Here is a 20,222-nt window from a genome sequence, read left to right on the forward strand (position 1 = left end):
CATCCCCGGGTCACTGGTCGAGGGCACGCTTCATGCCCCGGATCTGGACGGCGTACGCGATGGCGATCGTGAAGGCCGCCATGACGAGCGCGAGCGCCGCGGCGTAGCCCTGCTGCGAGCCCGTGAACGCGAGGTGGTACGCGTAGAGGTTCGGCGTGTAGTGCGTCGTGATGCCGCTGTTCGCGACGAGCGACGGCAGGATCTGCGGCTCGTTGAAGATCTGGAACGTGCCGATGATCGAGAAGATCACCGTGACGACCAGGGCGCCGCGCATCGCGGGGAGCTTGATCGCCTGGATCACGCGCCACTGGCCGGCGCCGTCGATCGCGGCGGCCTCGTACAGCTCGTGCGGCACGGCGCGCAGCACGCTGTAGAAGATCAGCATGTTGTAGCCCGTGAACGCCCACGTCACCATGACGCCGATCGAGATGAGCGTCGTGCCGGGCTGGAACGGGTTGAGCGACCAGCCGAGCCAGTCGTTGAGGTCCCGCACCAGGCCGTAGCGGATGCCGAGCATGAAGCCCCACATGAGCGTCGCGACGATCGCCGGCACGGCGTACGGCAGGAAGATCGACACGCGCAGCGTGCGCTCGCCGCGCAGCCGCCGCGAGTCCAGCGCGAGGGCGAGCGCCATCGCGAGCGTGAGCATGACCGGCACCTGCACGGCCGTGAACAGCACGACGCGCCCGGCGCCGTCCCAGAACAGCTCGTCGCCCATGAGCTTGGCGTAGTTGCCGAGCCCGGCGAACGTGCGGCCGCCGACCAGGCGGTCCTGGAACAGGCTCAGGTACGCGGCGTACCCGATGGGGACGAGGAAGACGACCGCGAACAGCGCGCCGAACGGCGCGACGAACGCCCAGCCGACCTGCCGTCCGCGGCGGCGCCGGCGTCGCGGGGCGGGCAGGTCCTCCGCCGCGGCGGGCGGGACCTGCGGTGCGCGCACGGTGGCGCTCATGTGCTGCTCCTCCCGGGTGGGCCGGGCGTCGCGGGGACGGGCCCTCGCGACGCCCGACGGCGGCTCAGTCGACCTCGAAGCCCTGCTCGTTGCCGTACTCGACCATCCGCTTCTTCCACGTCTCGAGGACGTCGGCGAGCGTGCCCTGGCCCGAGCTGTACAGCGGCGAGGCGATGTCCTCGTAGATGGACCGCGCCCACTCGAAGAACGGCGGGTACTGCCACCCGGTCGCGGTGGTGGCGGCGACGTCGGCGAGCACCTCGCCGGTGCGCTGCCCGCCGAAGTACGGGTTCTCGGTCGCGCGGAACTCGTCGCTCTCGAGCACGCGCGTGCTGGGCACGAACGCACCGGCCTCGACGCGCGGGTCGAGCCCGTCGCCGTGGGTCACGTACTCGAGGAACGCGTAGGCCGTCGCCTTGTTGCCCGCGGCGTCGGGGATGCCGAACGCGGACCCGCCGTTCTCGGCGCCGACCTGCTGGCCGGCCTCCCACTGCGGCATGGGCGCGACGCGGTAGGCGCCGGCGGCGTCGGGCGCGCGCTCGGGCAGCGTGGAGGTGAGCCAGCCGCCCATGTTCTGCGACGCGAGCGAGCCGTCGTTGAGCGCGCGGTTCCAGTCGTCGGACCACGCGGCGATCTCGGTGTTGACGAGGTCCTCGTCGATCATCTTCTGCCAGAACGCGACGGCCTTGGCGGTGCCCTCGTCGGTGAAGTCGATCGAGACCGTCGTGCCGTCGACCTGGAACGGCCGGCCGCCGGCCTGCCAGATGAGCGACAGCAGGAAGAACAGGTCGTTCGAGTCCTGCGCGATGTAGTGGTCGGGGCCGAGCGCGCGGATCGCCTTCGCGGCCTCGTAGTACTCGTCCCAGGTGGCGGGCGCCTGCGTGATGCCGGCCTGCGCGAAGACGTCCTGGTTCCAGAACATCACGGCGGGGCCGAAGTCGGACGGCAGCGCGTAGACGCCGTCGTCGACGCTCACGTGGTTCCACGCGGAGGCGACGAAGTCGTCCTCGAGCTCGTCGGCGCCGAACGGCGTGAGGTCGGCGAGCTTGCCGGGGATCGCGAAGTACGGGATCGCGAAGTACTCCATCATCACGAGGTCGGGCACGCCCGAGCCCGCCTGGATCGCGTTGTCGAGGGCCTGGTACTGGTCGAACGACGAGCCCGCGTTGACGACGTCGACCTCGACGCCGGGGTGCGCGTCCTCGAAGCCGTCGACCGCGCGCTCGATCGTGCCGTCCCAGCTCCAGACGGTGATCTTGCCGCCGACCTCGCCGTCGGCCGCGTCGTCGGGCGTGCCGCCGCCGGTCGAGCAGGCCGCGAGCGCCGCGGCGGCCACGAGGGCGACGGGCGCGAGCCTCGCCTTGGTGCGGAGCCGCATGGGGTCCTCCTCCACTCTCGTCGTCGAGAGACGTTCGATCGAAACAATTTCGCAAACGTTTTGGTGCGCGGCGACCGTACAGCGGCGTCACGACGCGGGTCAAGGGGAACCCTCGCCGCGTGATGCTCCGGGATTGCGGCGCAGCGGCCACGACCGATAGGGTCGAAACAATTTCGCAGGAGGCGGGCATGGCGGGCAGAGCACCCCGGGGACGCATCACCCTCGACGACGTCGCGGCACGCGCCGGCGTCTCCAAGGGCACCGTCTCCAAGACCCTCAACGGCCGCAGCGACGTCGCCGAGGACACCCGGCGGCGCGTCCAGGAGGCCGTCGCCGCGCTCGGCTACCGGCCCAGCACCGAACCACCCGCCCCCACCCGGTCGGGCTCGCTCGCCGCCGTGCTCGACAACCTCGAGTCGCCCTACATCTCGCACGTCCTGCAGGGCGTGCTCGCCGCCGCCGACGCCGCGGGCACCGACCTGCTCGTGCGCGTCGCGCCCGAGCGCCCGGCCCGCGAGACCCCCGACGTCGCGCGGGCCTGGGTGCGCGCCCAGGTCGCCGCGGGCGTCGTCGGCGTCGTCGGCCTCACGCTCGGCGGCGCGCACGCGCTGCTGGCCGCCGCCGCCGAGGCCGACCTGCCGTTCGTCATGGTCGACCCCGTCGGCGTCCGCGACGACTCGGTCGTGAGCATCGGCGCCACCAACTGGGAGGGCGGCCGCACCGCCACCGCGCACCTGCTGGGCCTCGGGCACCGGCGCATCGCGTGGGTCGGCGGCCCCGCCGCGTCGGCCGCGTCGCGCGAGCGGTTCCACGGCTACGCCGCGGCGCTCGACCAGGCGGGTGTCGAGGTGGACCGCAGCCTCGTGCACGAGGTCCCGTTCACGGTCGACGCCGGGTACCGCTGCGGGCTCGAGCTGCTCGCCGCCGCGCAGCCACCGACGGGGGTCGTGTGCGGCGACGACGAGATCGCGGTCGGCGTGCTCGCCGCCGCCCGCGAGCGCGGCGTGCCCGTGCCCGCGCGGCTCAGCGTCGTCGGGTTCGACGACACCCCGCAGGCCACCTGGACCACCCCGCAGCTCACGACCGTGCACCAGCCGCTCACCGGCATGGGCCGCATGGCCGTCGAGACCGTGCTCGCGCTGGCCGCGGGCACGCAGCCCGCGTCACGTCAGGTGCAGCTCGTCACGACCCTCGTCGAGCGGGGGTCCACCGGCCCCACGGGCGGATGAGCGCGGCCCGACCCCGCGTCAGCGGTGGACGATCGGCTCGTCCGCCGCGAGGTCGACCAGCAGGTTCTCGTCGTCGCCCACCCACAGCCCGCCCAGGCGGTGCAGCTCGAGGTACCAGGGCGACGCGGTGCGGTTGCCCATGCCGAACGGGTCCATGAACGTGCCGCCCAGGTGCGTGAAGGAGAACCGCTCGAAGCAGTCGTCGACCTTGACGTACCCGTCGTCGCCGTCCTCCGGCCAGTCCACGGGCACGCGCCCCGCGTTCGGGTCGTCGCGCTCGACGAGGAACAGGTCGCCGAACAGCCCGAACCGCTCGCGCGCGGGCGGGTCGACGTGCTCGGTCTCGTCCACCACGGGGTTGAGGCGCGGCCGCGCCGTGCGCGGGCCCGTGAGCTCGTCGCGCGTGAGCAGCACGACCGCGTAGAAGCAGCCCGTGTCCTGGTCGCACAGCACGTGCGCGTGCTCGTGCGGCCGCGACCCCGCGACGTCCTGCCAGAACGGGTCGGTGGGCGCCGGGTCCGCGAGCGCCTCCGTGACGAACGCGGGCGCGGGGAGGAACCCCGTCTCGTCGACCCACTCGAACACCGACACGGCCACCAGGTCGGGGCTGCGGCGGCGGTACTCGGGGGGCAGCTCGAGCGTCGCGCAGTGGATCATCGGCTGGCGCGTGCGCGGCGACCGGGGCCACGTGGCGGGGTCGATCGCGGGCCCCTCGGGCCCTGCCCAGCCGGCCGGCACGGGCGCGGGCCCGTCGGGGCGGTGGGCGTGGGCGCGGTCCGCGCCCACGACGACGTCGTACGCACGGGCTCCCTGCACGCCCGCCATGCTGACACGCGCGTCACCTCCCCGCGCGCCGCCGTCACCCGTCGTCGCACGGAACCACCCGCGACTTCACTCGAACGCACGCGTCTCATCCCTGCGACGTACCCCGCGCGTGCATGTCCCGACCACGGGCGGATCCGGCGGCGTCACGGCCGCACCTAGCCTCGACGAGGCGGCGCGGTGCCGTCGTCGACGAGAGGGGGTGGGCGCGGCCGTGTGGTTCGACACGCTGTTCCAGCAGACGCCGAACGCGCCCGCCGGCCTCGCCGTCACGGTGCTGGTCGTCGCGGCGGCGACCCTGCCCCTCGCGCGCCGGCTGCGCGTACCGCCGCTCGACGTGGCGGCCTGGCTCACGGCGCTCGGCGTCGTGCTGTCGCTCACGCTCAGCCCGCGCCCGGCCACGGCCGGCACGGCACCCGTGTGCGCGCTCGACTCGTGGTCGCCGCTCGGCGTGGGCGACCTGCTGGTGTTCGACCAGCGCGCCGCGAACGTGGTCCTGCTCGTGCCGCTCGCGCTGCTGTCGGGCCTCGTGCGGGACCGCCGGCTCGCGCGTGCGGCCCTCCTGACGACCGCGGCGCTGCCGCTGCTGATCGAGGCCGTGCAGTACGCCGCCCCCGCGCTCGGCCGCGTGTGCGACTCCGCCGACCTGGTCGACAACCTCACGGGCGTCGCCGTCGGTGCCGCCGTCGGCCTGCTGGTGCGGGCGGGGCGCGCGTCGGGCCGGTGGGCGACCGCAGCCGCACCCGGGGTCGACGCGTGGCCGGTGGAGCCCGCCGCGCAGCCGTCGCCCGCCGGGCGCTGAGCACCCGCCGCCCGACGTGCCGCGCCGCCGCAGCCGTGCGACGGTGGGCGCGTGAAGCGCATCCTCACCGTCGTCGTCCTGCTCGCCCTCGTCTGGCTCCTGCTGTCGGTCCTCGGGGCCGTCGTCAAGGGCCTGCTCTGGCTCTCGGGCGTCGGGCTCGTGCTGCTCGCGCTCACGGTCGCGTACGGGTGGTGGAAGCTGCGCGGACCGTCGTCGCGCGGCGGGTCGACGGTCTGACCGCGTCAGACCGTCCGAGCCCGCGGCTGCCGGCCCCCGGCGGGGCGGTCAGCCGCCGTACGGCAGCACGGGACGCCCCGGCACGTCGACGCGCACGCGGAACAGCGCGCCGGCCGCGGGCTCGGGGTCGTCCAGGTTCTCGCGCGACGTCGTGACGTACAGGTCGCGCAGGTCGGGGCCGCCGAGCGTGCACGCGGTCGTGAGGCGCACGGGCACCTCGACCTCGGCGAGCACGTCGCCGCGCGGCGAGAAGCACCGGACCAGGCCGTCGCCGTTGAGCGCGACCCAGACGTTGCCGGCGGCGTCGACCGTGAGGCCGTCGGGGCTCGCGTCGCCGTGGTCGACGAACGTGCGCCGGCGCGTCAGGCGCCCGTCGACGACGTCGAACACGTCGGTGCGGCCCGTGGGGGTGTCGTCGTAGTAGGCGAGCGTGCCGTCGGGCGAGACGTCGACGCCGTTGGAGATCGTCACGTCGTCGAGCACGACCTCGACGTCGCCGTCGGGTGCGATCCGGTAGAGCGTCGCACCGCCGGGGGCCGCGTCGTAGGGCATCGAGCCCGCGTACAGCACACCCGCGGCGTCGCAGCCGCCCTCGTTCATGCGCACGCCCGGGTCGGACCACAGCTCCGGCAGCGGCGTCGGCAGCGCGTCGGGGGCGTCGGCCAGGCCGATCCCGCGCGCGAGCCCCACGACGTACCCGCCGCGCGTGCGCGGCCGCACGAACGCGGCGATCTCGCCGACGTGCAGCCGGTCCACCGTGCCGTCGTCGCGCAGCGTCAGCAGGTCGCCCGCGAGCAGGTCGACGAACCGCAGGCCGCCCCAGGTCGGCGACCAGCACGGGCCCTCGCCGTGGTAGGCGACGGCGTCGGTGACCTGCTCGGCTCGCAGCACGGTGCTCCTGGGGTGGGTCGGGCGGGGTGCGGGGTCGGGCGGTGGTGCGTCCCGAGCCTGGTGCCGGCGCGGGCGGCACGCACGCCGGGCCACGCTACCGGGGGCCGTGCGGCCCGCGCCGTGCGCGCCGGCCCGGCGGTCGCGTGCGGCGTTGCGGCCGTCAGGAGGCCGCGACGCCGCACGCCTCCCGGACCGGGCCCGCGTCGACAACTATCGACGGCTCCCGGGGCGGCGTCACCGGTGCGCCACCGGCTGCGCGCCGCGCGCGGGCGCCACGTCGCGCCGTCCGGGCGCCCGGTGGACGCCCCTCCCCCTCGCACGATCGGGCGAAAGTTGCGGATCTGTAGCGTTTATGTTCGTTGACGCCCTTCCTCCCGGGTCGGACAGTGAGTCCCCCTGCCGGCCGGTTCAGTGCTGATCCCGCGGCCGGCCGACCAAGGAGGAACGATGACCAAGCTCCGACGTGGGAGCGGGCGCGGCGCACGTGCTGCCGCCGCCGTCGCCGTCCTGACGCTCGTGGTGACCGGCGTCGCCGCCGGCAGCGCGCAGGCGGCGGGCTCGACGCTCCAGGCGGCCGCCGCCGAGAGCGGGCGCTACTTCGGCACCGCGATCGCGGCGCAACGCCTCAACGACTCGACGTACTCGACCATCGCGAACCGCGAGTTCAACATGATCACCGCCGAGAACGAGATGAAGATGGACGCGACGGAGCCGTCGCAGAACCAGTTCAACTACACGAACGGCGACCGGATCCTCAACTGGGCGCTGCAGAACGGCAAGCAGGTGCGCGGGCACGCGCTCGCGTGGCACTCGCAGCAGCCCGGCTGGATGCAGAACATGTCCGGCACGGCGCTGCGCAACGCGATGCTCAACCACGTCACGCAGGTCGCGACGCACTACAAGGGCAAGATCTACGCGTGGGACGTCGTCAACGAGGCGTTCGCCGACGGCTCGTCGGGCGCGCGCCGCGACTCGAACCTGCAGCGCACCGGCAACGACTGGATCGAGGCCGCGTTCCGCGCCGCACGCGCGGCCGACCCGGGCGCCAAGCTCTGCTACAACGACTACAACACCGACGACTGGACGCACGCCAAGACGCAGGCCGTCTACACCATGGTCCGCGACTTCAAGGCCCGCGGCGTCCCGATCGACTGCGTGGGCTTCCAGTCGCACTTCAACCCGCAGAGCCCCGTGCCGAACAACTACCAGACGACGCTCTCGAGCTTCGCGGCGCTCGGCGTGGACGTGCAGATCACCGAGCTCGACATCGAGGGCTCGGGCTCGGCGCAGGCCGAGAACTACCGCAAGGTCGTGCAGGCGTGCCTCAACGTGTCGCGCTGCACGGGCATCACGGTGTGGGGCGTGCGTGACACCGACTCGTGGCGCGCGAGCGGCACGCCGCTGCTGTTCGACGGCTCGGGCAACAAGAAGGCCGCCTACACGACCACGCTCAACACGCTGAACGCGGGCGGCACGGGCACGCCCACGCCGACCCCCACGCCCACCACGACCCCGACGCCCACCCCGACGCCGACGGTCACCCCCACGCCCACGCCGACCCCGACGCAGAACCCGGGCGGGGCGTGCTCCGCGGCGCTGACCATCGCGAACTCGTGGGGCGGCGGCTACCAGGCCACCGTCACCGTGACGGCCGGGTCCGCGGGCCTCACCGGGTGGCGCGTGACGCTGCCGTCCGGCGTGAGCTCGAACAACGTGTGGAATGGCGTGCTGTCCGGCGGCGTCGTGAGCAACGCGCCGTACAACGGCACGGTCGCCGCGGGCCAGTCGACGACCTTCGGGTTCATCGGCAACGGCAACGCCCCCGCGGCGGGTGCGCTGAGCTGCGCCTGACCGCACCCTCCTGACCGGGCGGGCACGACCCGGCCGGTGACCACGACGGCGTCGCACCCCCGCGGGTGCGGCGCCGTCGTCGTGCCCGCGGGGGCGCGCCTCCACCGTCGTCGGCCCCCGCACCTACGATCGACCGCGTGCCGCTCCGTCCCCCGCTCCCGGCGCGCCACGGCCTGGCCCCCGCGCACCTGTGCACGCCGCCGCCGCGGCGCGGGACGCCCGACGCGTGGCCGACCATGGGCGCGTGGCTGCGCGACCGGCTGCCGGAGCACGTCGACGTCGCGGGCATGCTCGCGGCCGGCGAGTTCGTCGACGCCGACGGGCGCGCGGTCCGCGACGACGAGCCGTTCGTGGCGGCGCGGCACGTGTGGTTCCACCGCGTGCTGCGCGACGAGCCCGTGGTGCCCGGCACGGTCCACGTGGTGCACCGCGACGAGCGGCTCGTGGTCGTCGACAAGCCGCCGTTCCTCGCGTCGATCCCCCGGGGCCGGCACATCGTGCAGAGCGTCGTCGTGCGCCTGCGCGCCGAGCTGGGCCTGCCCGAGCTGTCGCCGCTGCACCGGCTCGACCGCGGGACGTCGGGGCTCCTGCTGCTCGCGACCGAGCAGCGCTGGCGCGCGCCGTACCAGACGGCGTTCGAGCGGCGCGCGGTCGACAAGACGTACCGCGCGCTCGCACCGCTGCGGCCCGACCTCGCGCTGCCCGTCGTCGTGCGGAACCACATCCGCAAGGTGCGGGGCACCGTGCAGGCCGAGGTGGTGCCGGGCGCGCCCGTCAACGCCGAGACGACGGTCGAGCTCGAGCGCGAGCACGACGGCCTCGGGGTCTACCGCCTGCACCCCCGCACGGGCCGCACGCACCAGCTGCGCCTGCACCTGGCCGGGCTCGGGATCCCGATCGTCGGGGACCCCCTGTACCCCGTCGAGCGCGACGTGGACCTCGACGACTTCCGCCACCCGCTGCAGCTGCTGGCCGCCGAGCTCGCGTTCGACGACCCGGTCGACGGGCGGCGGCGCGAGTTCCGCAGCGTGCGCGACGTCCCGCTGACGGGCGACGTGCCGGACACGGACCCCCCGGGCGACGTGACGGCCCGGGCGGCTACTTGACGGGCAGCTCGATCGTCTCGTCGCCCACGTGGATGACGAGCGGCTCGACCGTGCTCGTCTTCGTCCCGAACACCGTGGTGTGCGGCACGAGGTCCATCGTGCAGGGGCGGTCCGGCGGGATCTCGCGCAGGTCGATGCGCACCGCGTTCGGCTCGTCGGGCAGCACGTGCAGGCGCTCCCCCACGGGCGGGCACGTCGAGCTGCCCCACAGCACCACGGCGAAGTTCACGCCGTCCTCCAGGTACGTGGCCGCCGCCTGCCCGGGCTCGACCTCGAGCTCCTGCTCGACGAAGCGCACGTCCTGCACGTCGCCCTGCTCGTTCTCGAGCGCACCCTCGACCTCGCCGGGCTCCTGGTCGCCGTCGTCCTCGAGGCCGCCGGCCGTCGCCTCGCGCGTCTCGAGCACGCGCACCACGGGCACGCCCGCGTAGTCGGTGATCGCGGCGTTCGACGCGCACCCCGTGAGGGCCGCCGCCGCGCCCACCAGCAGCGCCGCCGCACCCACCCCGCGCGCCGTCGCGCGTCCCGTCCGTCGTCGCACCGCGACCACCCCCTGCCGCTCCGCGGCGGTCGCCCCGTGCCGGGCGCGACCCGCCCTCCTGCCCCCGCCAGGCTAGGGCGAGGCGCGTGCCCGGGCGACCCGGCCGCGGCGCCCGCCCGGCCCGCGCGACGCGGTTGCCCGCCCAGGAGGCCCGGGAGAGGGTGAGGTGCATGGATCCCGTGCTCTGGTTCGTCTGGGTCGCCCTGCTCGCCGTCGTCGTCGGGGGCACCGCGACGGTCGTCGACACCGTCCTGAAGCACCGCCGCCGGGTCGCCGAGATCCGGGCGGACGTCGCACGACGGGACGTGCACGACCGGCTCGACGCGGTCGACGCGCGGATCGAGCGGCTCGAGAGGGCGTCGGACGCCGCACCCCGCTGACGTGCGTCGGGGGCCCGGGCGACGGCGCGCGCGTCAGGGCCGGACGGCCACCCGCGCGGGCGGCGCCGGGACGGTGCGGGCCCTGCGGATGACCGTCACGACCCCGGCCACGACCAGCACGAAGCCCCCGAGCTCGAGCGGGGGCGGCAGGCGGCCCTCCCACGCGAACACGTACGCCAGGCCGGCGCAGACCTGCACCACCGCGAGCTGCCCCGCCAGCGAGATCGGCGTCAGGGCCGACGACCGGCTCCACAGCACGGTGCCGAACCACGACACCACCACGCCCAGCAGCAGGCTCGCGAGCACGAGCGGACCCACCTGGTCCGCGGCGTCCACGCGGACCGCACCGCTCGCGAGCACGAGCGGCGTCGCGACGAGCGACAGCCCGAACGTGCAGACGCCCATCATGGTCGACCACGTGGTCGAGGAGACGTGCGGGTGCTCGCGCAGGAACTGGGCGTTGCGCACCGCGTACGACGTCCACAGCGCGAGCGCGCCGACGGCGGCCGCGATCCCCAGCGCCCAGTCGGCGCCCGACCTCCCCTGCACGACGCTCTGCCAGTCGAGCTCGACGACGTACACGAGCGTCAGGCCGCACACGATGAGCGCCAGCGGCAGCACCAGGCGCGCGAACGGCAGCTCACGGCGCACCCAGTTCCCGGTGAGCGCGATCGAGACGGGCAGCAGGCCGATGATGACCGTCGCGATCGGGGCGCCCGCCCACCGGATCGCCTGCACCAGCAGCGCGTAGTACCCCAGGTGCCCGGTCACCGAGAACACCGCCGCGGTGCGCCACGCGTGCGCCCCGACGCCCGCGAGGGCCGTGCGCCACGTCACCGCGAGCAGCACCACCGACACCGCCCCGAAGCACAGGTAGCGCCCCAGGGCGAGCGCCAGCGACGGCACGCCGGGCAGCACGACGGGCACCAGGAACGCGAGCCCCCACACGAGGTTCGCGCCCACGCCGCACAGCACCCCGACCCACGGCCCCGCGGACCTCGTCGTCACGCGTCCCCCTCCGTCGCGCCCGCCGCGCCGTCCGCGCGGCGGCGCCGCACCGCCGTCGCCGCCATGGTCCCGCACCCCCGGTCACGCACGCACGGCCGCCAGCATCGCGGCGCGCAGCACGTCGAGCCCTTCCGCGAGCTCGTCGTCGGTCGTGGTGAGCGCCGGCAGGAGCTTGACGACCTCGTCCCGGGAGCCGGCCGTCTCCACCAGCAGGCCCCGCGCGAACGCCTCGTCCGCGACCGCGCGCGCGAGCCGCGGGTCCGCGAAGCCCACGCCCCACACCAGGCCGCGGCCCCGGACGTCCACGACGTGCGGCGCGTGCTCGCGCGCGAGCGCGCCCAGGTGCTCACGCATCAGCAGCTCGCGCACCCTCGTCTGCTTCTCGAGCATGTCGTCCGCCCAGAACTCCTCGAGCGCGGCCCGGCCCGTGACGAAGGCCGGGTTGTGGCCGCGGAACGTCCCGTTGTGCTCGCCGGGCTGCCAGACGTCGAGCTCCGACCGGAAGAGCGTCAGCGCCATGGGCAGGCCGTAGCCGCTGATGGACTTCGACAGGCACACGATGTCGGGGACGACGCCCGCACCCTCGAAGCTGAAGAACGGACCGGTGCGGCCGCAGCCCATCTGGATGTCGTCCACGATCAGCAGGATCCCGCGGCTGCGGCACAGGTCGGCGAGGTCGGCGAGCCACGTGAAGCGCGCGGGGTTGACACCGCCCTCGCCCTGCACGGTCTCGACGATCACCGCCGCGGGCAGGTCCATCCCGCTGCTGCTGTCGTCGAGCATCGTCCGCAGGAGCGTCAGGCCGCACACCTCGCCGCCCGCGAACCCGTCGTACGGCAGCCGCCACGTCGCGCCCAGCGGCACGCCCGCGCCTGCGCGCTTGCCCGCGTTGCCGGTGACCGCGAGCGCGCCCAGGGACATGCCGTGGAACGCGCCCGTGAACGCGACCACGGTCTGCCGCCCGGTGACCTTGCGCGCGAGCTTGAGCGCCGCCTCGACGCTGTTCGTGCCGGTCGGGCCGGGGAACTGCACGCGGTAGTCGAGGTGCCGGGGCCGCAGCACGCGGGCGTCGAGCTCGGCGAGGAACGCGCTGCGCGCGCTCGTGAACATGTCGAGGCTGTGCGTCACGCCGTCGCCCTCGAGGTAGTCGAGCAGCGCGCGCTTGAGGACCGGGTGGTTGTGCCCGTAGTTCAGGGCGCTCGCACCGGTGAAGAAGTCGAGGTAGGCGCGGCCCCGGTCGTCGTGCAGGCGGCTGCCGCGCCCGCTGACGAAGACGACGGGCCAGCTGCGGCTGTAGGTGCGGACCTCGGACTCGATCGTGCTGGCTGCTGCGCTCACGGTGCTCCCCCTGGATGCTCGGTGCGGTGCGGTGCGGGACGGATGCGGTGCGGTGCGGTGCGGGACGGTCAGACGGCGCGCAGGGCGGGTGCCGCGCACGCGGTGGCGGTGACGAGCAGGACGACGACCGCACCGCCGGCCCAGCGGGCGGCGCGACCGCCGTCGCGGGCCGCCGCGGCGGCGGCGAGCGCGTAGGCCACGGTCGCGGCCGCGGCGGGACCCAGCAGGAGCAGGGGCACGGCCCCGTCACGGTCCCCGAGGACGACGAGCACGCCCGAGAGCGCCGCGACCGCCACCACCAGGCCGCGCGCGGGTCCGCGGCCTGCCGCCGGGACCGCGCGCACGCGCGCCGCGATCGACGCCGCGGTCCGCAGGTTCGTGACGACGTAGGACGTGAGGACGAGCGCCGACGCCGCGGCCACCGCCGCGTGCACCGACGGCAGGTCGGCGCCGGTGCCGGCCAGCGGCCGGGTGCGCCCGACGGCGGCGAGCGCGAGGTACACGGCTCCGACGGCGACCGCGGCCACGACGACGCCCCGCGCCGTGTCGCGGGCCGGGGGTCCGGCCGGTCCTCCCGCGCGCGTCACGCCCTCCCACCCGATCCCGGCGAACAGCAGCGCCGCGCCCGCGAGCCACAGCGCACCCGCCCCGGTGACGCCGTCGGGCGCGAACGCGCCGCCCGCACCGGGGTCGGGCCACCCGATCGCACCCCACGCCGCGGCGAGGGCGCCGGCGACCCACGGGCGGACCCGCAGCAGCGCGAGCGGGACCCGCACGGGGCTCGCCGCGACGGCGGCCGCAGCGGCGAGCAGCGCGAGCGGCGCCACCGCCGGGAACGGACCCGAGCTCACCGGGACGGCGGCACGGACCCCGACGACCGCGAACCACACGATCGCAGCCTGGCCCGCCGCGAAGGCGACCGCGTAGGTGACGTCGACGCACCGGCGGGCGCCCTCCCCCCACGTCGCGCCGACCACCGCGGAGACCGGCAGCGGACGCCGGCCGGTGCGCGCCGCGTGCACGCCGAGCAGCACGCCCACGGTGCCGCCCAGCAGCACGTGGCCCGCCCAGAGCAGCAGGTCGGCACCGCCGGCGAGGGTCGCGACCACCGGCGGCACCACGAGCACGCCCGCCCCGAGGACCCCGCCGACGACGTGCCGGGCGACCGTCCGCACGTCGTCGCCGGACGCACGCGTGCGCGCGGGCGCGCTCTCGTGCGGCGGTGCACCGGGGGCGCCGACGGCGCGACGGGCTCCCACTAGGCCAGCCGCTTCCACAGGTTCTCGGAGATCGCCCTGGCCCGCAGCGACAGCAGGCTGAACGACCCGGCGTCGCCGATGCCGTGCGTGGACTCGCACAGCCCGTTGAGGAACACGGGCGGCGTCGCGGGGTCGGTCGTCCGCACCTCGTAGTGCGGCTCCACCTCGAGGTAGCCGTCCGCGTCGAACCGGAAGGCGTCCGCGACGTCGCGCACCAGGGCGGGCACCCGCTCCTGGTGCGGACCGGGCCCGAGGTCGCGGAACCCGGTCGCCAGGACCACGACGTCGGTCCGCAGCTCCTCGACCTCACCCGTGTTGAGCTCCTCGACGCGGAGCACGACGCCGTCGTCGTGCGCCTCGACCGCACGCACCTGGCGGCTGCCGCGCACGAACACCCGCTGCTCGCCGTCCAGGCGCTGCTCGTGGACGAGCCGGTACAGCTCGCGCAGCACGTCGCCGTCGGCCGACGAGTAGTTCGTCAGGCGCATGAACGCGTCGATCTCACGCTTGCGGGCGCGCGGCGCGCGGTAGTAGTACTCCGTGAACTCCGGGAAGTACCCCTCCTCGCTGAAGGGGCTCGTGTCCTTCTGGCGCAGGGTCAGCGACCGGACGAGCGTGGTGACCTGCGCGTGCGGGTAGCGGCGCGCGACGTCGAGCGTCAGCTCGACCGCGCTCTGGCTGCCGCCCACGACGGTCACCGACCGCGGCGCGGCGGCCGTGCCCCCGTCGGCGACGAGCTCCTCGACCCGGCGCAGCGCCGGCAGGTAGTCGGTCAGGTGGAACACGCGCGGCGACCGCACGCCGTCGAACGGCTCGGGGACGTAGGGCGTGCGACCCGTGCCCACCACGAGGGAGCGCGCGAGCAGCTCGTCGCCGCGCGACGTGGTCACGCGGTAGCACGGCTCACCACCCGGGTCCTGCGCGCGCGCCACCGCGACGACCCGCACGCCGTAGTCGACGGTCGCGGGGACCTGCTCGGCCACCCAGCTCACGTACCGGGCGTACTCCTTGCGCAGCGGGAACTCCTGCGGGACGTTGAGGTGCTCCAGCAGGCGCCCGTTCTCGAACAGGTAGTTGACGAACGTGTACCGGCTGCGCGGGTTGCGCAGCGACACGAGGTCCCGCACGGGGTGGTTCTGGATGTCCGAGCCGTCGAGCATCATGGCCGCCTGCCACGACGGCGAGGGCCGCGCCTCGAGGTAGCGGACGTCGAGGTCGTACGCCTCCTCCTCGAGGGCGACGGCGAGGGCGATGTTGGCAGGGCCGTAGCCGATGCCGATCACGTCGTGAAGGTGAGCCACGGTTCTCCCTGGGTCGAGGTGGTGACGGGTGCCGCGGCCGCCGGGGCGGCCCCTCGGCGGAGCGGTCCGGCGCCGTGCCCGGCGAGCACGGCGTCGGCGATGCGGCGTCCCGCCTCGGGCGCGACCTTGACGCCGCCGCCGTCCCAGCCGCGGACGGCGTGCACGCGTGGCACGCCCGTGGCCGACAGGAGCGCGACCGGTGCGTCGGCGGCGGTGGCCACGACGTAGGCGTCGGCCGACCGCACGGTCGTCGTGACGTGGGCGGTGGGGAGCCAGGGCAGGTGCGCGGTGAGCGCCGCGAACGTGGCGCGCGCGTGGTCGGGATCGGGCGGCGCGTCCACCGCGGAGTCCCACACGACGTGCGGCATCCCGATGAGCGTGCGCCCCGGGCCGTACGGCCGGGCGTAGACGCCGGTCCGCAGGTCGAGCAGCGTCGCGTGGTCGGGCCCCGGCGGCCGGCCGTCGACGACGCTCACCTGGATCGACCGGGCGCGGACGGGCGCGGCCGTGCGGACGCCCTCGACCGACCGCGGCCCCCACGGCCCGACGGCGAGCACGACGTCCCGCGCGAGGACGTGGCCGCCGTCGGTGCGCACGCGCGCACGGTCGCCGACGTCCTCGACGCCGACGACGCGCACGCCCCGACGGACCCGCGCGCCCGCCGCCACCGCGCGGCGCAGCCACAGCGTCGTGACCTCGACGGGGTCCACCCACCCCGCGTCGGGCTCGACGAGCGCGACCCCGCCCGCCAGCCGCAGGCCCGCGACCTCGTCGCGGCCCGACACGACGTGCGCCGCCGCGCCGGACCGCTCCCGCAGCTGCGGCACGGCCGCGCGCAGCGCGCCCTCGTGGGCCGGGTCGACGACGGTCACGGCGCCGACCGGCCGCAGGGGCGACGCGCCGCCCGGCCAGCGCGCGGGGTCGCGGTACGCCGCGAGGCTCGCGGCCGCCAGCTCGGCGGTCGCGGGGTCGGGGTCGTACGCGCGCACCATGCCCCCGGACCTGCCCGTGGCACCGGCCGCGACGACCGTCGAGCGGTCGAGCACCACGACGTCCGCGCCCCGCTCGGCCGCGTGCGCCGCCACCGCCGCGCCGACGATCCCCGCCCCGACGACCACGAGGTCGACGGCGGCGGCCGCCGCGTGCCCGCTCATGCGGGCGAGCCCACGGGCACGGCGTCGGGGACGGGCACGGCGGCGTCGACCACCGGCGCGTCGTCGAGCACCGGGGCGGGCGCGCTGCACCGGGTGCCGGACGGCAGGAAGGTCCAGCCGGTCTCGCGCGTCGGCTCGCCCGCGAGGCCCAGCCAGTCCCACACGCGCTGCGCCGTCACGGGCGCGACGGGCCACGCGAGCGCCGCCACCACCTTCGCCGCGAGGTACTCCAGCGCCAGGCTCGTGCGCGACTCCTCGGCCAGGGCCGCGACGTCGCGCGCGAGGACCTCGGTGGCGCGGAACTCGACGCAGCGCGCGACGACCGACTCCAGCAGCCGGACGTAGCCGCGCGCGCTGAACGACGCGGGCAGCAGCAGGCCGTCGAGCTGCTGCGTCGCGAGGTCGAGGAACCGGTACAGCTCGCGGTGCGCGTCCGTCCACGCCCCCGTGCCGGGGACGACGCCCGACGGGCCGACGTCGGCGAAGCCGCGCAGCCAGTCGCGCAGCGCACGGTGCAGCGGGTCGTCGGCGAGCCGCGCCGCGCGGTCCTCGTCGATCCGCGTGACGCGCCCCTCGGGCGCGTCCCGCAGGAGAGCGACGCGCACCGCGTCGGCCCCGGCGTCGCGCAGCGCGTCGTCCGCCCACACGGCGTGCCCGCGGCTCGTCGAGAACTTCTCGTCGCCGAGGTGCAGGAACTGGTTGGTGACGAACGCGGTCGGCAGGTGGTCGCCCAGACCCGCCGCGAACGCGAGCGCCGGCAGCAGGACCGCGTAGTAGTAGCTGTTGTCGTAGCCGAGCAGCAGCACGCGCTCGGCCTCGCCGCCCGCCTCGACCTCCGAGCGCGCGGCCTCCAGGTACGTCAGGGCGAGGTCGACCCACGGGTCGACGACCTGACCGTCGCCGAGCGGCACGCCCCAGTCGCTCGTGCGCGTCAGCCGGTACGGCTCCAGCCCCTCGTCGAGGAGCCGCTCGACGAGGCGTGCGAGGTCGGGCGACGCGTGCACGGTGCGCAGGTAGCGCCGCAGCTCGTCGCCGTGCGCCGCGAGGTCGATCCACAGCCCGCGCTCGACGCGCGACGTCGCGGGCGCCCCGCACCCGACGCAGCGCACGTCCCGCAGGTCGCGCGCCTCGCCCGGGCGCCCGCACGCCTCGCAGATCTCCCCGTCGCTCGACGCGTCGCAGTGCGCGCAGCGGCCGCGGGCGAACGCCTGGTGCAGCGACGTGCCGCACGCGTCGCACGCGGCGGTGGGCCGCTCCTGGACCGTGACCGACGGCGACGCCGCGACCCGGTCCAGCAGCGCGCGCGTGCGGTCGTGGTGCCCGGGGTCGGTCAGCGGCCGCGTGAGACGGTCGACGCCGACCTCCGCCCGCGCGAGCGTCGCGACGACGGCGTCGCCGGCCTCGCGCGCGACGTCCGCCGGCGCGGCGCCCCGCCGGCGCGCGGCGGTCGCGACGTACGACTGGTGGTCGTCGGTGCCGGTGACGAGACGCGCGTCGCGGCCCTGGCTCCGCAGGGCGCGCACGAGCACGTCGGCACGGACGTACGGTCCCGCGAGGTGCCCCAGGTGGAGCCCGCCGTTGGGCGTGGGCGGCGGGCAGAACACGAGCGTCCGGTCAGCGGCGCGCGTCGCCGGGGGGCGCTGGGCGAGCGCGTCGACCGCGCTCGGGATGTGCTCCCAGTAGACGGAGACGAGGTCGAACGGCTCGTCGCCGTCGTTGCGGATCTCGTGGGCGTGGAACGGCGGGATGAGCACCGTGCCGCCGGGCGCCAGCTCGGTGACCTCGTCCCCCACCAGGACGGTCGCACGCCCCGCGAGCACGAGGAACATCTCCCCGTCCTGGTGCGCGTGCCGCTTGGACACCGTGCGGGGCGGCACGCTGCCGAAGACGGAGCCGAAGGGGACGCCAGGCACGTCCTCGGCCGACAGCAGGGGCTGCAGGTGCATCTCGTAGGACCAGCTCATGGCCGATCGGTCGAACGCGCGGGTGAACACTCGGCTCGCTCCTTGGGAGGTGGGACGGGAGGTGCGGCGTCAGGCGCCGGTGCTGCGGCTCTCGGCGAGGCCGCGGACCCGCACGGGCGTGCCGTCGGCGGCGAACGCGGTGCGCAGCGTGAACGCGGACGGCGTGGGCCCGTGCTCGTGGAGGTGCTCGAGGCGGGCGCACGCGTCGGCCCACGTCGGGATCTCGTCGTCGCCGACCCACCACACGGCGTAGGTCGGCCACTCGGGCTTGAGGAACCACGCGTGCCGCTGCGCGAGGGCGGTGCGGTGCGTGCCGGAGTACACGAACGCGAAGACGGACTCGAGGTCGGTCCACAGCGACAGCGTCGACGCACGGCTGTCGGTGTCGTCGGTGCGCCCCCCGGTGTAGAAGCGCGGCACCTCGAACCGACCCCACTCCCCCCAGTCGCGCGAGAAGTTGGTCAGGTGGCTCTGGTCGGGGCTCTCCTTGGCGCGGGCGACGAAGCCCGGGCTGCCCTCGGCCTGCGCGAACGTCGGCGGCGTCAGGTCGTCGAACCCCTGCACCACGGGGTCGCCGTAGGGCCTCTTCAGGATCGCGAACGTCGTGAAGGCGACACGGGGCATCGGCCTCTCTCCTTCGGCGTCGGGGACGGTGGCAGGTGGTCGGTCCGGGCGTCGGTCCGGGCGTCGGACCTGCGGGGAAACCCCCGCGGGCTCGTCACGCGGGCGTCGCCGCGGGGCGGCGCCGCGCGGACAGCACGGCGCGCATGAACGCGGCCTGGAACTCGGCGGGGGCGGTCATGCGACCCGTGAGCCGCAGGTAGTCGGCGCTCAGGCCCGGGTCGGCGCACACGGTCCCGAAGGTCCGTCGCTCCGACTCCTCGCCCCGGCCGACCAGCGAGTCCGCGCAGATCCCGTCGACGTGCGGCACGATCTGCGCGTCGTGCCGCGACGCGTACAGCGCGAGCCCCGCCGCGACGTCGTCCGGGTCCCACGACCGGCCCGCGAGCGCACTCGCCAGCAGGTCGGCGGACAGCAGGGAGAACCCGCAGCCCGTCCCGCTCATCGCGTCGAGCGACACGACCGCGTCGCCCACGAACGGCACGCCGTCCACGACGGGACGGCGCACCTGGTTGGGGTAGTCGGTGTAGCCCAGCACCGGCGAGTCGAGCGTCGCGTGCGTCATGTCGGGGGCGGCGTCGAGCGCGGCGAAGTACCGCACGAGCTCACCGCCGTGACCGTCCCCGCGCCATCCCTGCACGCGCGACGGGTGCGAGAACAGCACGAGCTCGGTGCGACCGCCGACCAGCGGGTACACGCAGGCGAGGTCGCCGTCCTTCCGGACGAAGACCGACCGGTCCTGGTCGGGCGCCGGGATCCCCCGGAAGTACCCGAACACCGCCGCCCGCTCGTTGGGCCGGACCACCGCGTCGTTGCCGAGCAGGCCGGCGACGCGCGACCGGCGACCGTCCGCCGCCACGACGAGGCGAGCGCGCGCCCGCCGCGGGCCCGCGGCGTCCCGGAGCTCGACCGACCACCCCTCGTCGTCACGCACCAGGCCCTCGAGCGCGGTGCCGTCGAGGAACCGGGCACCGACCTCGTGCGCGCGGCGCCGCAGCGCCGGGTCGAGCACGCGCCGCTCGACGTTCAGCGCGTACGAGTCCGGCCGGGCCGGGTCGTAGCCCGGCCCCGGAGAGTCGACGACGCCGCCGACCGTGACGAAGACCGCCTTCGTCGGCACGGCGTGCGGCCGCCCCCGCAGCTCCGACAGGCCCAGCGTGTCGAGCAGCGGCACGGCGTGCGGCTGCAGGAAGTGCGTGCAGAGCTGCTTGTAGTGGCCGTCGTCGAGCGACCGCTTGTCGACCACGACGACGTCGTGGCCCGCCGCGGCGAGCCGGATCGCGGTCGCGCAGCCGGCGAGGCTCCCGCCCACGACGAGGACGTCGCACACGACGTCCCGCGGGCCGGTCACCGCCCCCACCTCCGGGCACGGCGACGGTGCCCGC

At 75.5% G+C, this 20,222-nt stretch carries 19 protein-coding genes; 6 read left to right on the top strand and 13 right to left on the bottom strand.

Annotation, left to right across the window (positions count from 1 at the left end):
• Positions 1-10 precede the first annotated feature (10 nt).
• Complete coding sequence (locus GY42_RS12805; RefSeq protein WP_046529625.1) at positions 11-955, bottom strand: carbohydrate ABC transporter permease; 945 nt, start codon at positions 953-955, stop codon at positions 11-13.
• A 64-nt stretch (positions 956-1,019) separates the two neighbouring features.
• Positions 1,020-2,333: an ABC transporter substrate-binding protein gene (locus tag GY42_RS12810; protein WP_046530951.1), complete on the bottom strand. Its 1,314-nt coding sequence runs from the start codon at positions 2,331-2,333 to the stop codon at positions 1,020-1,022.
• A 188-nt stretch (positions 2,334-2,521) separates the two neighbouring features.
• On the opposite strand from GY42_RS12810, the gene GY42_RS12815 reads away from it, so the two are divergent.
• Complete coding sequence (locus GY42_RS12815; protein ID WP_046529626.1) at positions 2,522-3,562, top strand: LacI family DNA-binding transcriptional regulator; 1,041 nt, start codon at positions 2,522-2,524, stop codon at positions 3,560-3,562.
• 18 nt (positions 3,563-3,580) lie between these two features.
• On the opposite strand, the gene GY42_RS12820 is transcribed toward GY42_RS12815, so the two are convergent.
• Positions 3,581-4,378, bottom strand: a complete 798-nt coding sequence (locus tag GY42_RS12820; RefSeq protein WP_152667317.1) for a hypothetical protein — start codon at positions 4,376-4,378, stop codon at positions 3,581-3,583.
• 208 nt (positions 4,379-4,586) lie between these two features.
• Here GY42_RS12820 and GY42_RS12825 point away from each other — a divergent pair, with 208 nt between their 5' ends.
• On the top strand, positions 4,587-5,186 hold the full coding sequence (locus GY42_RS12825; RefSeq protein WP_046529628.1) for a VanZ family protein: 600 nt from the start codon (positions 4,587-4,589) through the stop codon (positions 5,184-5,186).
• 51 nt (positions 5,187-5,237) lie between these two features.
• Entirely contained in the window at positions 5,238-5,423 is a 186-nt protein-coding gene (locus GY42_RS12830) for a hypothetical protein (RefSeq protein WP_046529629.1), read from the top strand.
• Positions 5,424-5,471: 48 nt separating this feature from the next.
• On the opposite strand, the gene GY42_RS12835 is transcribed toward GY42_RS12830, so the two are convergent.
• Positions 5,472-6,314 (bottom strand): SMP-30/gluconolactonase/LRE family protein, encoded by an 843-nt coding sequence (locus tag GY42_RS12835; protein WP_175578563.1) that lies wholly within the window; start codon positions 6,312-6,314, stop codon positions 5,472-5,474.
• A 447-nt stretch (positions 6,315-6,761) separates the two neighbouring features.
• Between GY42_RS12835 and GY42_RS12840 the strand changes: the two genes are divergently transcribed.
• Together GY42_RS12840 and GY42_RS12845 are read left to right on the top strand one after the other, a co-directional pair.
• Positions 6,762-8,165, top strand: coding sequence for an endo-1,4-beta-xylanase (locus GY42_RS12840; protein WP_046529630.1), 1,404 nt, complete (start codon positions 6,762-6,764; stop codon positions 8,163-8,165).
• 137 nt (positions 8,166-8,302) lie between these two features.
• Positions 8,303-9,271 carry a pseudouridine synthase gene (locus tag GY42_RS12845; RefSeq protein WP_046529631.1) on the top strand — a complete coding sequence of 323 codons (969 nt, stop codon included), beginning with the start codon at positions 8,303-8,305 and terminating at the stop codon, positions 9,269-9,271.
• Here the strand turns inward: GY42_RS12845 and GY42_RS12850 are convergent.
• On the bottom strand, positions 9,264-9,812 hold the full coding sequence (locus tag GY42_RS12850) for a hypothetical protein (RefSeq protein WP_152667318.1): 549 nt from the start codon (positions 9,810-9,812) through the stop codon (positions 9,264-9,266). The genes GY42_RS12845 and GY42_RS12850 overlap by 8 nt on opposite strands.
• Before the next feature lie 170 nt (positions 9,813-9,982).
• Here GY42_RS12850 and GY42_RS12855 point away from each other — a divergent pair, with 170 nt between their 5' ends.
• Positions 9,983-10,192: a hypothetical protein gene (locus GY42_RS12855; RefSeq protein ID WP_152667319.1), complete on the top strand. Its 210-nt coding sequence runs from the start codon at positions 9,983-9,985 to the stop codon at positions 10,190-10,192.
• Positions 10,193-10,225: 33 nt separating this feature from the next.
• Here the strand turns inward: GY42_RS12855 and GY42_RS12860 are convergent, their stop codons facing one another.
• From GY42_RS12860 to GY42_RS12895, 8 genes are all read right to left on the bottom strand, one after another.
• Entirely contained in the window at positions 10,226-11,200 is a 975-nt protein-coding gene (locus GY42_RS12860) for a DMT family transporter (RefSeq protein ID WP_046529634.1), read from the bottom strand.
• A gap of 81 nt (positions 11,201-11,281) precedes the next feature.
• Positions 11,282-12,538, bottom strand: a complete 1,257-nt coding sequence (ectB, locus tag GY42_RS12865; RefSeq protein WP_046529635.1) for a diaminobutyrate--2-oxoglutarate transaminase — start codon at positions 12,536-12,538, stop codon at positions 11,282-11,284.
• 68 nt (positions 12,539-12,606) lie between these two features.
• Positions 12,607-13,797, bottom strand: coding sequence for a hypothetical protein (locus tag GY42_RS12870; protein ID WP_052748380.1), 1,191 nt, complete (start codon positions 13,795-13,797; stop codon positions 12,607-12,609).
• Positions 13,797-15,098: a lysine N(6)-hydroxylase/L-ornithine N(5)-oxygenase family protein gene (locus tag GY42_RS12875; RefSeq protein ID WP_046529636.1), complete on the bottom strand. Its 1,302-nt coding sequence runs from the start codon at positions 15,096-15,098 to the stop codon at positions 13,797-13,799. The genes GY42_RS12870 and GY42_RS12875 overlap by 1 nt, the downstream gene beginning before the upstream one ends.
• Complete coding sequence (locus tag GY42_RS12880; protein WP_082131537.1) at positions 15,077-16,252, bottom strand: NAD(P)/FAD-dependent oxidoreductase; 1,176 nt, start codon at positions 16,250-16,252, stop codon at positions 15,077-15,079. Before GY42_RS12880 ends, GY42_RS12875 begins: the two co-directional genes overlap by 22 nt.
• Positions 16,249-18,216: a class I tRNA ligase family protein gene (locus GY42_RS12885; protein WP_201775276.1), complete on the bottom strand. Its 1,968-nt coding sequence runs from the start codon at positions 18,214-18,216 to the stop codon at positions 16,249-16,251. Before GY42_RS12885 ends, GY42_RS12880 begins: the two co-directional genes overlap by 4 nt.
• Positions 18,217-18,285: 69 nt before the next feature.
• Positions 18,286-18,840, bottom strand: a complete 555-nt coding sequence (locus tag GY42_RS12890; RefSeq protein WP_046529638.1) for a DUF3291 domain-containing protein — start codon at positions 18,838-18,840, stop codon at positions 18,286-18,288.
• Between the two features lie 94 nt (positions 18,841-18,934).
• Entirely contained in the window at positions 18,935-20,188 is a 1,254-nt protein-coding gene (locus GY42_RS12895; protein WP_046529639.1) for an NAD(P)/FAD-dependent oxidoreductase, read from the bottom strand.
• Positions 20,189-20,222: the final 34 nt, after the last annotated feature.

The organism is Cellulomonas sp. FA1, assembly GCF_000986825.1.
Taxonomy (GTDB): domain Bacteria; phylum Actinomycetota; class Actinomycetes; order Actinomycetales; family Cellulomonadaceae; genus Cellulomonas; species Cellulomonas iranensis.